Annotated in this window: 13 protein-coding genes and 1 pseudogene; 10 read left to right on the top strand and 4 right to left on the bottom strand. The window is 69.9% G+C overall.

Annotated elements, in window-relative coordinates:
• Window positions 1-75: 75 nt before the first annotated feature.
• Window positions 76-2,289 (bottom strand): annotated as a pseudogene (gene betT / locus PE066_RS03950) (choline BCCT transporter BetT); the annotation flags it as partial.
• 336 nt (window positions 2,290-2,625) lie between these two features.
• Here betT and PE066_RS03945 point away from each other — a divergent pair.
• The 3 genes from PE066_RS03945 (at window position 2,626) to PE066_RS03935 (ending at window position 5,163) form a co-directional block, all read left to right on the top strand.
• On the top strand, window positions 2,626-3,036 hold the full coding sequence (locus PE066_RS03945; RefSeq protein WP_271235265.1) for a YchJ family protein: 411 nt from the start codon (window positions 2,626-2,628) through the stop codon (window positions 3,034-3,036).
• Window positions 3,037-3,247: 211 nt separating this feature from the next.
• On the top strand, window positions 3,248-4,201 hold the full coding sequence (locus tag PE066_RS03940) for a Tim44 domain-containing protein (protein ID WP_271235264.1): 954 nt from the start codon (window positions 3,248-3,250) through the stop codon (window positions 4,199-4,201).
• A 77-nt stretch (window positions 4,202-4,278) separates the two neighbouring features.
• Window positions 4,279-5,163, top strand: coding sequence for a LysR family transcriptional regulator (locus PE066_RS03935; protein WP_271235263.1), 885 nt, complete (start codon window positions 4,279-4,281; stop codon window positions 5,161-5,163).
• Between the two features lie 55 nt (window positions 5,164-5,218).
• Here the strand turns inward: PE066_RS03935 and PE066_RS03930 are convergent, their stop codons facing one another.
• On the bottom strand, window positions 5,219-5,599 hold the full coding sequence (locus tag PE066_RS03930; RefSeq protein ID WP_271235262.1) for a hypothetical protein: 381 nt from the start codon (window positions 5,597-5,599) through the stop codon (window positions 5,219-5,221).
• 116 nt (window positions 5,600-5,715) lie between these two features.
• On the opposite strand from PE066_RS03930, the gene PE066_RS03925 reads away from it, so the two are divergent.
• Window positions 5,716-6,069, top strand: a complete 354-nt coding sequence (locus PE066_RS03925) for a hypothetical protein (RefSeq protein WP_271235261.1) — start codon at window positions 5,716-5,718, stop codon at window positions 6,067-6,069.
• Between the two features lie 142 nt (window positions 6,070-6,211).
• Window positions 6,212-6,433: a hypothetical protein gene (locus PE066_RS03920; RefSeq protein ID WP_271235260.1), complete on the top strand. Its 222-nt coding sequence runs from the start codon at window positions 6,212-6,214 to the stop codon at window positions 6,431-6,433.
• 86 nt (window positions 6,434-6,519) lie between these two features.
• On the opposite strand, the gene PE066_RS03915 is transcribed toward PE066_RS03920, so the two are convergent.
• A complete protein-coding gene (locus PE066_RS03915) occupies window positions 6,520-6,861 on the bottom strand; it encodes a hypothetical protein (protein ID WP_271235259.1) in 342 nt (113 codons plus the stop codon).
• Window positions 6,862-7,096: 235 nt separating this feature from the next.
• Here PE066_RS03915 and PE066_RS03910 point away from each other — a divergent pair, with 235 nt between their 5' ends.
• The 3 genes from PE066_RS03910 (at window position 7,097) to PE066_RS03900 (ending at window position 9,952) form a co-directional block, all read left to right on the top strand.
• The gene (locus tag PE066_RS03910; RefSeq protein ID WP_271235258.1) at window positions 7,097-8,164 is read left to right on the top strand and encodes an extracellular catalytic domain type 1 short-chain-length polyhydroxyalkanoate depolymerase; all 1,068 of its coding nucleotides are present in this window, start codon (window positions 7,097-7,099) and stop codon (window positions 8,162-8,164) included.
• Between the two features lie 247 nt (window positions 8,165-8,411).
• Window positions 8,412-8,807: a RidA family protein gene (locus tag PE066_RS03905; protein ID WP_271235257.1), complete on the top strand. Its 396-nt coding sequence runs from the start codon at window positions 8,412-8,414 to the stop codon at window positions 8,805-8,807.
• A gap of 11 nt (window positions 8,808-8,818) precedes the next feature.
• Window positions 8,819-9,952: a DSD1 family PLP-dependent enzyme gene (locus PE066_RS03900; protein ID WP_271235256.1), complete on the top strand. Its 1,134-nt coding sequence runs from the start codon at window positions 8,819-8,821 to the stop codon at window positions 9,950-9,952.
• 72 nt (window positions 9,953-10,024) lie between these two features.
• Here PE066_RS03900 and glgP read toward each other — a convergent pair whose 3' ends face one another.
• Entirely contained in the window at window positions 10,025-11,710 is a 1,686-nt protein-coding gene (glgP, locus tag PE066_RS03895) for an alpha-glucan family phosphorylase (RefSeq protein WP_271235255.1), read from the bottom strand.
• Between the two features lie 244 nt (window positions 11,711-11,954).
• Here glgP and paaA point away from each other — a divergent pair, with 244 nt between their 5' ends.
• Window positions 11,955-12,965: a 1,2-phenylacetyl-CoA epoxidase subunit PaaA gene (gene paaA / locus PE066_RS03890; protein ID WP_271235254.1), complete on the top strand. Its 1,011-nt coding sequence runs from the start codon at window positions 11,955-11,957 to the stop codon at window positions 12,963-12,965.
• A complete protein-coding gene (paaB, locus tag PE066_RS03885; RefSeq protein ID WP_271235253.1) occupies window positions 12,962-13,255 on the top strand; it encodes a 1,2-phenylacetyl-CoA epoxidase subunit PaaB in 294 nt (97 codons plus the stop codon). Before paaA ends, paaB begins: the two co-directional genes overlap by 4 nt.
• Window positions 13,256-13,260 lie beyond the last annotated feature (5 nt).

Raw genomic sequence — 13,260 nt, 5'->3', positions numbered from 1 at the left:
CGGCAGGCGTCACGCCTTCCTTTCTTCGAGATCCTGGCTGTCCCCCGCGTCCCTGGGCAGCGCGGACGGCTGTTCCCTGGGGGGCACCGGCGGGGTGAGCACGGAGGCGGTATTGGTCTGCGTGGAGAGGGTGAGGAAGGCGAGGTGCGCCTCGTAGCGCTCGAGCACGTCGTCGATCACCTGCTGCCGGGTCAAGCCCATCAGGTCGTAGCCGCCGGAACCGGTTTGCGTGTACACCTCGAGCCGGTAGTAGACGTCGGTCTCGCGCGACATCCGGCCGCTGAACATCGGCACCGGCGCCTCGACGATGGCGACCTGGTAGTGGAAGGCGCGGAACGTGTCCATCGACACCCGCAGCAACGGCTCCTCGATGCCGTTCGCATTGGGCATGGCGCTGCGCTCGACCTCGTAGCCCTGGTTGCTGAACTCGGCGGCGACATCGTCGAGCGCGGGCCGCACCGTGCGGTCGAGGAACTGGGTGACCTGCCGCAGCGAGGGGAAGGCGCGCAGCTGCTCGAGCCGCTGCTTCCACGAGCGCTCCGGCACGTGGCCGCCGCTCGGGGCGATCGAGGGCCGGCGCAGCACCTGGCCCTCGCGCTCGGCCCGTTCCATCCGCAGCACCTTGTGGAAGGACGCCATCACGAGGTAGGCGATGATCGTCACCGGCAAGGCGAAGATGAGCGTCGCGTACTCCATCGTCGTCACGCCACCGGCCAGCAGCATCGCCACGGTGAGCACCGCGGTGAGCACGGCCCAGAAGACGCGCAGCCACTTCGGCCCGTCGTGTGACGGATCGGGGATCGATGCCGAGAAGTTCGACATCACCATCGCGCCGGAGTTGGCGCTGGTGAGATAGAACAGCAGCCCGGAGAGTGTCGCCAGCCCGATCAGGAACATCGCGCCCGGGAACATCCCCAGCAGGGCGTACCAGCCCTGCTCCGGGCTCTGGACCGCCAGTTCGGCGAACGCCCTGTCGCCCTGCAGCACCCGGTACAGGGCCGAGTTGCCGAATAGCGAGACGATGATGAAGTCGCACAGCACGGGCGCGGTGATCGCCGCGATCACGAACTCGCGCAGCGTGCGCCCGCGCGAGATGCGGGCGAGGAAGACGCCGACGAACGGCCCCCACGCCAGCCAGAACGCCCAGAAGAACAGCGTCCAGCCGCCCATCCACTCGGCACCGCCGGGCTGGTAGGCGAAGGTCTGCAGCGTGCGTGCCGGAAGCGTGACCAGGAACTGGCCGACGTTCTCGACGAAGGCGTTCAGCAGGAAGGCGGTCTGTCCGGTGACCAGGATGTAGACCATCATGGCCACGGCGCTCCAGAGGTTCAGCTCGGAGATCCAGCGGATGCCGCGGTCGACGCCCGACGTGGTGGCCGCGATGGTCAGGATCACCGCGCCGACCACCAGCGCGATCTGCAGCGCCAGGCCCTGCGCCAGGCCGAAGAGCAGCGAGAAGCCGACGGCCAGCAGCACGACGCCGATGCCCATCGACGTGGCGACGCCGAACACCGTGCCGACCAGCGCAATGATGCTGATGCCGTCGCCCAGGGGACCGCGCACGCGCTTGCCGAGCAGCGGGTACAGCGCCGCCCGGATCGACAGCGGCATGCCCCAGCGGTAGGCGAAGTAGCCCATCGCCATGCCGAGCAGCGCATACATCGACCAGCCGGCGATGCCGTAGTGGAACATCGTCCAGACCACCGCATCCTGCATTGCGGCGGCAGTGCCGCCCTGCCCGGCGGGCGGAGACAGGAATTGCACGACAGGGCCGGTGACCGAGTAGAAGAGCATGTCGATGCCGACGCCCGCCGCGAACAGCATCGCGACCCAGGTCACGAGCTTGTACTGCGGCCGCGAGTGGTCGGGTCCGATCCGCACATCGCCTTCCCTGGAAAGCGCGACCCAGAGCACGAAACCGGTCACGAGGGTCATCGTGAGCACGTAGTACCAGCCGAGGTTGGTTGCGATCCAGCCGACGGCTGCCTTCATCGTCGCCCGGGCGTGCCCGGGATCGAGGATGGCCCAGATCGAGAAGGCCAGGATCACCACCGACGAGACCCCCAGGACGGGCCAGTTGATGCGGGCCGTCCGGTCCTGCGTCAGTTCCTGGGGACCCTTGCTGAGGTCGCTGCGCGACACGGGCGTGTCGTCGTCGGCGGGACGCTCGTGCCGGCGCTGGGTGCCGCCGAACCGGCTGCGTTCGAGCGGGGAGTGCAGCTTTGCCGGCGGCGTGGCCGGCTGGGCGGCGGCTTGAGGTCGCTTGTCGTCGAAAGGCTCGATCGGCATGGGGCTGCTCCTGCTGGAAGTGGATGTCGTGCCCACGCCCCGGCTGCCTGGTTCCTGTCGCTCCTGCAGGTCGAGCGGGCACCGAACAGCCGGATCGAATATAGCAAGCACGGGGACGCGCCCAGTGAGGATCGCCGCGCTGGGCTGCATGGAACCAATCGGCGGGAGCGCGCGTTGCCGATCCGCATCGGATGAGGAGGTGGTCACGTCCGGCCAGCGCGACCGCGTGCACGGATCGCCGAGCGGCCAGCCCTGCAGCAGCTCGGCGCAGCCGATGGAGGATTGCCGATACCCGCGCTGCTGAAGCACGGGGCTGAAGGCCCCTACCATCACGCCATGGCTTCCACGCTGCCTCCCTCGGACCCGTGTCCCTGCGGCCGCACCGACGACCGCGGCCGGTCGCTGTCGCTCGCCGATTGCTGCGGCCGCTGGATCGGCGGCGAACCGGCGCCCGATGCCGAGGCGCTGATGCGCTCGCGCTATACCGCCCACGTGCTGCGCGACGAGGCCTACCTGCTGGCCACCTGGCACCCCAGCACCCGGCCGGCCGACGCCAGCCCCGACCCGGCCACCCGGTGGCTGGGCCTGGAAGTGCATGACCACCAGATGGTCGATGGCTCGCACGCGCAAGTCGAATTCGTCGCGCGCTACCGCATCCAGGGCCGCGGCGGGCGCCTGCGCGAGCGCAGCCGCTTCGTGCGCGAGGACGACGGGCGCTGGTACTACGTGGACGGCGAGATCCGCTGAGCACGGCAGGCATCTCGCGAAGGCCCATCGGCCGGCAGGTGCTGGCCCGAAGGGCTGCTGTCCGTGCGGACTCGCCGTGGCCGGTCCCCCTGCCCAGCGCCCGCACGGGGTTCGGTTTTTCCTGAGCAAACGGCAGGAACGATCTGCTTTTTCCTGCCGGCCCGGTGCGCTACCCTGTGCAGCCCTGAACCGACCTCCACAGGAGACCTGAATGAAGAAATCCCTGGCCGCTGCGGCCATCGTCCTGACGCTGGGACTGACCGCCGGGCTCGACGCCGAGGCCAGGCGCCTTGGCGGCGGCAAGTCCGCCGGCATGCAGCGGCAGAACACCACGGCGCCGGCCAACAACACGCCGGCCCAGCCCGCGGCCAACCCGGGCGCAGCGAGCCCGGCGCCGGCGGCGGCTGCCGCGCCGACTGCCGCGGCCGCAGCGCCCAAGCGCAACTGGATGGGCCCGGTGGCCGGTCTGGCCGCCGGCCTGGGCCTGGCGGCGCTGGCGTCCCACCTCGGTTTCGGCGAGGCGCTGGCCAACATGATGATGATCGGCCTGCTCGTGATGGCCGTGCTGGTCGTCGTCGGCCTGGTCCTGCGCAAGCGCGCCGCGTCGCAAGGCCCGGCGCTCGCGGGAGCGGCCGGTCCGGGACTGGCACGCGACGGCATGGCGCGGCAAGCGGCGTCGTCCGCCGAATTCCGCTCCGTCCATGGCGAAACCCCAGCGCCGCGCGGCTCGCTGATCGGCTCGCGCCTCGGTGGCTTCGCGCCCACGGCGGCGCAGCCGGCCGGCCTGCCCGCGGACTTCGACGCCGCCGCCTTCGCGCGCAACGCCAAGGACCAGTTCATGGCACTGCAGGCCGCCAACGACGCCGGCGACCTGGACCGTCTGCGCGACTACCTGACGCCGGAGATGTTCGAGGTCGTGCGCATCGACCTGGCCGAGCGCGGCGCGGCGCCGCAGGCGACCCAGGTGTTCGGCCTGGAGGCGCAGGTCCTGTCCGTGGAGCAGGAGCCGGACCGCTACATCGTCAGCGTCCGCTTCACCGGCAGCGTGCGCGACCAGCACGGCGCCGTGCCGGAGTCGCTCGACGAGGTCTGGCACCTGGCCAAGCCGGTCACCGGGATGGGCGGCTGGGTGGTGGCCGGGATCCAGCAGCTGGCCCAGGCCTGACGGGGGCCGGCGCGGTCATCGAGCTGATGCGCGGCGCGCCCGCAAGGCCCGCCGCGGGCCCCAGGCACACTCGGCGCATGGCGACCGCGCTCAACTACCGCCACCTCTACTACTTCTGGGTCGTCGCCAAGGAAGGCGGGATGGCGCGGGCCGCCGACCGCCTGGACATGGCGGTCCAGACCGTCAGCGCCCAGGTGCGCGCGCTCGAGCAGTCGCTCGGGCATGCCCTGTTCAAGCCCGCCGGCCGCGGCATCGCCCTGACCGAGGCGGGCGTGGCGGCCATGGCCCATGCCGAGCAGATCTTCCAGCTCGGCGAGCAGCTGCCGGCGGCGGTGCGCGAGGCGGCCACCGGCCAGGCCATGCGCCTGAAGGTCGGCATCTCCGACGGCCTGCCCAAGCTGGTGGCGCAGCAGCTGTTGCAGCCGGCGGTCGCCGGGCCGCAGATCCGGCTGCTGTGCCATGAAGACGAATTCGACCGGCTGCTGGCGGACCTGGCGCTGCATCGCATCGACGCGGTGCTGTCGGACCGTCCGGCGGCCGCCAATCCCAACCTGCGTCTGTACAGCCATCCCCTGGGGCAGGCGCCGCTCGCCTGGTTCGCCCCGGCGGCCCTCGTGCGCGCGACCCGCAAGCCGTTCCCGGCCTGCCTGGACGAGATGCCGCTGCTGCTGCCGACCGGCGACGTCGCGGTGCGGCCCCGGCTCGACCAGTGGTTCGAGCGCCAGGGCCTGCGGCCGCGCATCGCCGGGGAATTCGAGGACAGCGCCTTGCTCGTGGCCTTCGGCCGCAGCGGCATGGGCGCCTTCCCGGTGTCGCACTGGTCGCGCGAGGAGCTTCGCAAGGACCGGTCGCTGCGGGCCATCGGCGAGACGCCGGAGCTGGTGGAACACTTCTACCTGATCTCGGCCGAACGGCGGATCCAGCACCCGCTGGTGCAGCAGCTGCTGCGCGCGCGCGTCTGAGAGACTCGACCGCAGCAGACTGCGCACCTGTACCAGCGCGCCGGCGGCGCGGGGGCTAACTGGAGCAAACGGCAGCCACGATGACCGTCTTCGACAGGACCCGAATGAAGTCGGCCGGAGACCGGATCAGCGTCACGGTTCCGCCGTGGTCGACAGACCGCAGGTACACCTTGCACAAGCCTGCAAACTGCCCGGTAAGCTTTTCCACGTTCACGACCTGAAAGGCGCCGGCATCGTTCAGGATCCGGACTTCGTCGGCTGCCCTGAGCGTGCCCACCGTCCGCAGCGGGTCCGGGTCCGGATCGCCTTCGGCGGCGCAGCTTGCGGCGTGGTCGGGGCGGACTGCCCGGTGCTCCTGGGTCAGGCTGCGAACCAGGCTGCTCCAACGATTCAGCGCAGCCCCCGCAGGGGCAGGCAGATGCAATGTCGGCTTCATGCGAAGTCCTCCTTGGTCCGATGCTGCGCGCCTGGAGTTGACGATGCGCACGTCATGCGTAAGGGTTTGTGTGCCGAAATCCCCGGGGGCGGCCGTTCGCGAGCATGCTTGCTTCCATGAGCAAGGCAGAAAAGCGGTCTGCGCGCAGGATGCACGATGACCACAGCCGAGAAGAGGCTGGTCTTCGGCGCGCGCAGCAACACGAGGCGGGGGACACGCACCATCCCGTGCAAGACATGCCGTCCCACGGCGAGCAGCCGGTTGGGCCTCACAGCGCCGACAGGCTCCGCCGCAACTACGAAGACGCGCTTCGCCGGGAGGCACAGGCCTGGAGCCGTGTCCAGGGACTGCCTGGCGACGCCGGTTTTGCCGAGGAAGCCTGGGAAGACTGGAGGGACGCGGTCGAAGAGCGGGAAAGAGCCACCAGGCTGATGATCAACAGCGCGATGGACGTGGGATCGCGTGACTAGCCCCCGTGGCACGGAACCGCCTGCGTCGCGTTCCATCCAGATCGACGGTGGGCACGCAGGCAAGCTCCGATCGGCGCGGTTCCCTCTACAGTGCAGCCGAGGGCTTCCGGTCCTTGATCAACTTAGCTGAAGGGACAACCTCATGACCACACACCCCAGTGAGTTCGGCGGCGTCGAGGAAAGACTCCTCGAGAGCGCGCTCGTTGCGATCGAAGGGCAGTTCGCGCAAGCGGAGAGGATCGTGGCCATGCATTTCCCCGCGCTGGGCGACGCCGCCAAGGCGCGCCTGACGGTGGCGGTGGTCCAATCCATTGCGATCAACTACCTGTCGGCCGCCACGATTCGCAACCTGCCCAAAGGCTGAGTCGCCTCGGGTGGGCGGCTCGCGCCGCCACTGATTGCTGGCTGCTGCAGATGCCGCCTGGCGCTGCAGGCGGCAGCGTCATCTCGCTAGTCGTCAGGCGGGCGACGCGGTGGCGGCGTCGGCGGAAGCTCGTCGGCATCCATGCGCGCCTTCACGAGCCTGTCGAGCTCGGTCGAACTCGATGCTGCCGTGCAGCCCGCAGCCATGAGCGCCCGGGCGCCGGCCGCCATCCCGCAGACCCTCGCCGCCACCTCGGGCGGGACCAGGATGCTGAGCGGCATCAGGCTTTCGTCCAGGCTGTTGCGCTGGGCCAGCTGGCTGGCGACCTCGCTGAGGTCCACGCTGACCATGGCTGGCTGCGACTGGACGGCGCACGCCAGCAGGGCGGCCGCCGTTGCCAGCGAAGGCAGGGTGTTGCGCAGGTTCATTGTGGGCTGCCGATTGCAGCATGCACCTTACGCCCAACGACAACGCAGCGCCTGGATTGCACCAACGGTAACAGTCGCAGTCGCGCGCGACTGAGCCATCCGCCCGCATCGAAGTGCGAGGCAGACGAGACCGGAAAAGGCAACAAGAAGCGCTTTCGCCCTTGCACGGGGGCGCGCCGGCGCAATGTGCGGCGTGCGGGCTGCCTTTGGCCCGGGCCATCTACTGCGGAATGACATGCACGAAGACTTCCAGCGCCTGATGCAGGACGCAACCCGGCTCACCCGCGCCGGTAACCTCGACGCGGCCACCGCCGCCATTCGATCCGCGCTGAAGCTGCGGGCCGACAGCGTGGACCCAGCCATCATCGACGTCGACGCCAGGGTCGTGCCGGACGCGGACGGCGCCGCCGGCGGCGATCCGTCCCCGTCGGTGCGGATCGACGATCCGCAGGCCGCGCGCGACGCCGACGCGTCATTCATCGAGGGCCGTTTCGGCGCCGGAACGGCGGAGCGCAGCTTCAAGCTCTTCATCCCGCCGGACGCCGGCTCACGGCCCATGCCACTGGTGGTGATGCTGCACGGCTGCACCCAGGATCCGGATGACTTCGCGTCGGGCACCGGCATGAACGAGGCAGCGCGCCGGACGGGCTTTTTCGTGCTCTACCCGGCGCAGTCACGCAAGGCAAATCCCCAGCGGTGCTGGAACTGGTTCAAGCACAGCCACCAGGCCCGCGGCCGCGGTGAGCCTGCGATCCTGGCCGGGATGACCCAGGATGTGATCGGCCGACATGCGATCGATTCCACGCGCGTGTATGTGGCGGGCCTGTCTGCGGGGGGTGCAATGGCTGCGGTGCTGGGACACACCTACCCCGAGATCTTCGCTGCCGTTGGGGTGCACTCCGGCCTGCCCGCGGGCGCGGCGCGGGACCTGCCTTCGGCGCTGAAGGCGATGAAGGACGGGGCGCGATCCGGTGGATCGGCGGCAGCGCCGGCGGTGCCCACCATCGTCATCCACGGCGAAGCGGACACGACGGTTCATCCGTCCAACGCGGAGCACCTGTTTGCGAGCAGCGGGTCCGCCGAAGCCGAATGGCAGGCCGAGTCGGGCAGCGTGCCGGGCGGGCGGTCATGGACCCGACGCATTCGCCTGGACGCGAACGGCAAGCGGATCGCCGAGCACTGGCTCGTGCATGGGGCGCCGCATGCGTGGTCTGGCGGCAGCAGCACAGGCAGCTTCACCGACCCCCACGGACCGGACGCCACGGCTGCGATGCTGGACTTCTTCCGGGTCCATGCCCGTTAGAAGTCGAGTGGCCACCGTCATGCGCCGGTGCGTGTTTCCCCCCAACCTGGACACTTGATCCAGTGCTGGATACGTTGTCCGGTGACTGTGCGGCGCCCCCCGCCCTGGCGCCCTGCTGGTGGCCGCCGGTAACATCTCGATGCTCAAGAACCCGGCCGAGTAGAGGCTGGCCGCAGAGGAGCAGTCCGAACGACAGACCGTCCGAAGCCTGCGAAAAGACCTGAGGCCTTCCCCGGCCACCGCATCCATGCAGCAGAACCTCGTGACCTACAGCAATCCCGACGCCAACGCAGCACCTGGCGGGCACTATTCGCATGGATCGGTAGCCAACGGTTTCGTCTTCGTCTCCGGCCAGTTGCCCATCACCCCCGCCGGAGAGAAGCTCGCCTCCGCGAGCTTCGAGGACCAGGCCCGGCAGGCGCTGGCGAACGTCGAAGCCGTCCTGAGGGCCTGCGGCAGCGGCATCGAGCATCTCGTCCAGGTGCGCGTCTATCTCGACTCGGTCGACAACTGGGCCGCGTTCAACGCGGTCTATGCGCAATGGGCCGGCCCGAGCCGCCCCAGTCGCGCGATCGTGCCCACCGGCGCGCTGCACTACGGGCTCAAGGTCGAGGTCGAAGCCGTGGCCGTGGTGCCCGCCTGAGCGCGCCGCCCATGACCACGATCGCTGCACTCGACACGCCCGCCGCCCTGGTCGACGTCGGGCGCATGCAGGACAACATCGCCCGGATGCAGGCGCGCATGAACGAGCTGGGCGTCAGGTTCCGCCCGCACGTCAAGACCTCCAAGTGCCTGCCCGTGGTCCAGGCGCAGATGGCCGCCGGCGCGCAGGGCATCACGGTGTCCACGCTCAAGGAAGCCGGGCAGTTCTTCGATGCCGGGATCCGGGACATCCTGTATGCCGTGAGCATGGCGCCGGCCAGGCTGCCGCAGGCACTGGCGCTGCGGCGCCGTGGCTGTGAGCTGAAAATCATCACCGACAGCGTGGGCGCCGCCGAGGCGATCGCCAGCTTCGGCCAGGCGCAGGGCGAAGGCCTGGAAGTCTGGATCGAGATCGACGCCGATGGCCATCGCTCCGGCATTCCGCCCGAAGGCGAGGCGCTGCTGGCCGTCGGCCGGATCCTGCACGGCGCGGGCATGCGGCTGGGCGGCGTCATGGCGCACGCCGGCTCCAGCTACGACTGCAGCGATCCCGAGGCCTTGCAACGCGTCGCGGAGCAGGAGCGCCGGCTGACCGTGCAGGCCGCCGAGCGGCTGCGGGCGGCGGGCCTGCCGTGCCCGGCGGTCAGCGTCGGTTCGACCCCGACCGCGCTGGCCGCAACCCACCTGGAGGGCGTGACGGAGGTCCGCGCCGGGGTCTACGTCTTCTTCGATCTGGTCATGCACAACGTGGGCGTGTGCAAGGTCGAGGACATCGCACTGTCGGTGCTCACCACCGTGATCGGCCACCAGGAAGAAAAGGGCTGGGCGATCGTCGACGCGGGCTGGATGGCCATGAGCCGTGACCGCGGCACCCAGAAGCAGCAGCGCGACTTCGGCTACGGGCTGGTGTGTACCGAATCGGGGGAGCCGATCGCCGGTTACGTGCTGGGCAGCGCGAACCAGGAGCACGGCATCCTGCATCGCGCCGACGGGGTCGACGACGACATCGCGCGCCGCTTCCCGATCGGCACGCGGCTGCGCATCCTGCCGAACCACGCCTGCGCCACCGGAGCGCAGCACCCGGTCTACCAGGCGGTCGGCGCCGACGGCGAGATCGAGGCGTGGCCGCGCTTCTACGGCTGGTGAGCGAGGGCCGCAAATTCCACGGCCGTCTCGATCGACGACGATGGCCAGGTCATCGCCGCACCCTGACGACGGCTAGTGCGAATAGGCGTCCAGCATGTAGCGCCGCACCATGCGGTGGCTGTTGAAGAACGCGCCGTTCTTGGTGATCGCCCCCTGCAACACCTTCAGCCAGCCGGTCGGGTCCTCGTAGTACAGCGGCAGCACCACCCGCTCCAGCTTGTCGTACAGCGAGGCGGCGTCCAGCGCGTCGTCGTGCGGGCCGTCCGCGCCGATGGCCCAGCCGGTCAGGCCTTCCTCGCAGCCCTCCAGCCACCAGCCGTCCAGGATGCTCAGGCTGGGCACGCCGTTGAGCGCGGCTTTCATGCCGCTGGTGCCGGACGCCTCCAGCGGGCGCTGCGGCGTGTTCAGCCACAGGTCGACGCCGCTGACCAGCAGGCGCGCCGAATCGACGTCGTAGTCGGGCACGAACACCACCGGAATGCCGTCGCCCAGTTCGCGCGCCCACTCGTGCAGGCGGGCGATGTGGCGCTTGCCCAGTTCGTCGCGCGGGTGCGCCTTGCCGGCCAGCGCGATCTGGATCGGGTGGCGCTGGGCGATGCGGCGCAGCCGGGCGATGTCGCTGAACAGCAGCGAGGGGCGCTTGTAGTCGGTCATGCGGCGGGCGAAGCCGATGGTGAAGCGCTGCGGATCGAGCGCCTGGCCGCCGGCGCGCTGCAGCAGGCCGATGAGCGCGTGCTTGGCTGCGCGGTGGGCCGCCAGCAGCTCCCCGCCCGGGATGCGGTCGGCGTGCAGCAGCTCTTCGGGTTCGTGGCACCAGTGCGGCACGTGCTGGTCGAACAGGCGCCGGTGGGCGTCCGAGGCCCAGGTCCACGGGTGCACGCCGTTGGTGATCGCGTGCACCGTGTAGCCGGGGAACATGGCGCGCGAGACCTCGGCGTGGCGCTGTGCCACGCCGTTGACCCAGCCCGACAGGGCCAGCGCCAGGTGGGTCAGGTTCAGGCGCTCTTGGCCCGCGAGGGTGGGCAGGTCCAGCTCGCGCACCAGAGGGCCGATGCAGGTGCGCGCCAGCGGGTAGTCGAACTGGTCATGGCCGGCGGGCACCGGCGTGTGGGTGGTGAACACGCATTGCGCCTGCACGGCGGCGATGGCCTGCTCGCGCGAGGGGTTGGCGGCCAGGCGCTCGCGCAGCAGCTCCAGCGTCAGCAGCGCGGCATGGCCTTCATTCAGGTGGTACTTCCGGACCTGCAGGCCCAGGGCCGCCAGCAGCCGCACGCCGCCGATGCCCAGCACGATCTCCTGGCACAGCCGGTAGGCCTCGTCGCCGCCGTACAGGAAGGCCGTCAGGCGCCGGTCTTCCGGCTGGTTCTCCGGCAGGTCGGTGTCCAGCAGCAGCACCGGCACCTCGGGTGAACTCGCGCAGCCGCTGCGCACCCTGTACTGCCAGCCGCCGACCCAGACCTCGCGGCCGCGGATCGACACCGGCACCTTGGCCGGCAGCCGCGTGGCGTGGCGCGACGGATCCCAGGTCGCGTCGTCCTCCACCTGCCGGCCACCCTCGATGCGCTGGCGGAAATAGCCCTGGCGGCTCAGCAGCGTCACGCCCACCATCGGCAGCGCCAGGTCGGCCGCGCTGCGCATCACGTCGCCGGCCAGCACGCCCAGCCCGCCGCTGTAGGTGCCCATGCCGGGCTCCAGCGCCATCTCCATGGAGAAGTAGGCGACGCGCGGCAGCATCGGATCGGTGTCGGAGGCGCTCATCCGGATCTCCCTGGGCCTTCTGTGGGCGCGGGCCGGGCGATCCGGCGCCGCCGGGTCGGGGGCAGGCCGCATCGCGCGGTCGCGGCAGGGCACCTTAGCACGGGGTGCAGCCCAGCAAGGCGGGCTCGCAAGCGCGACAGGTCGGGATTTCGCTTGCGATTGGCGAGCGCTTGCGTGTTCCCCGGCTCTCCTCTATTATCGACCGCGCGGTCGGGCAAAACCTGCCGAATGTCAAGGAGAGCGCATGTACACGCAGGCGATGGATACCCTGGGCAAGGATGAAGCCGCCCTCAAGCCGGTGCGGTCGGCCGACGAAGTGCGGTTGCAGGAGCGCTTCGATGCGCGCATCGACGCCGGCGAATTCATCGAGGGCAAGGACTGGATGCCCGAGCACTACCGCAAGACGCTGGTGCGGCAGATCAGCCAGCACGCGCATTCGGAAATCGTCGGCATGCTGCCCGAGGGCAACTGGATCACGCGCGCGCCCACGCTCAAGCGCAAGGCGATCCTGCTGGCCAAGGTGCAGGACGAGGGCGGGCACGGCCTCTATCTCTACTCGGCCGCCGAAACGCTCGGGACGAGCCGCGACCAGATGCTGGAGGCGCTGCACAGCGGCAAGGCCAAGTACAGCTCGATCTTCAACTACCCGACCCTGACCTGGGCCGACGTGGGCGTGATCGGCTGGCTGGTGGACGGCGCGGCCATCATGAACCAGGTGCCGATCTGCCGCTGCTCGTACGGTCCCTACGCGCGCGCCATGATCCGCATCTGCCGCGAGGAGAGCTTCCACCAGCGCCAGGGCTTCGAGAGCCTGCTGGTGATGATGGAGCAGGGCACCGACGCGCAGAAGGCGATGGTGCAGGACGCGGTGAATCGCTGGTGGTGGCCCTCGATCATGATGTTCGGCCCGCCCGACGACCAGTCGCCCAACTCGGCGCAGTCGATGCGCTGGGGCATCAAGCGGGTGTCCAACGACGAGCTGCGCCAGCGCTTCGTCGACGCCACCGCCGAGCAGGCCAAGGTGCTGGGCGTGACGCTGCCGGACCCGCAGCTGAAGTGGAACGAGGAACGGCAGCACTACGACTTCGGCGCGATCGACTGGGCCGAGTTCTGGAACGTGGTCAACGGCAACGGCCCCTGCAACAAGGAGCGACTGGCCGCGCGCGTGAAGGCCTGGGACGACGGCGCCTGGGTGCGCGAGGCGGCCACGGCCTATGCGGCGAAGCAGGACCAGAAGATGAAGGAAGCGGCATGAGCGACGTGAAAGAGGAATGGCCTCTCTGGGAGGTCTTCGTCCGCAGCAAGTCCGGCCTGGACCACAAGCACTGCGGCAGCCTGCACGCGGCCGACGCGAAGATGGCGATCCAGATGGCGCGCGACGTCTACACGCGCCGGCAGGAGGGCACCAGCGTGTGGGTGGTGCGCTCGGACCAGATCGTGGCCAGCGACCCGGGCGACAAGGACATGTTCTTCGACCCGATGGAAGACAAGGTGTACCGCCACCCGACCTTCTACAAGCTGCCCGCCTCGGTGGACCACATGTGAGCGCA

It is taken from the genome of Ramlibacter tataouinensis (genome assembly GCF_027941915.1).
Classification (GTDB): Bacteria; Pseudomonadota; Gammaproteobacteria; order Burkholderiales; family Burkholderiaceae_C; genus Ramlibacter; species Ramlibacter tataouinensis_C.
The sequence above is the reverse complement of the archived record's forward strand: the minus strand, read 5'-3'. Positions and strand labels throughout refer to the sequence as shown.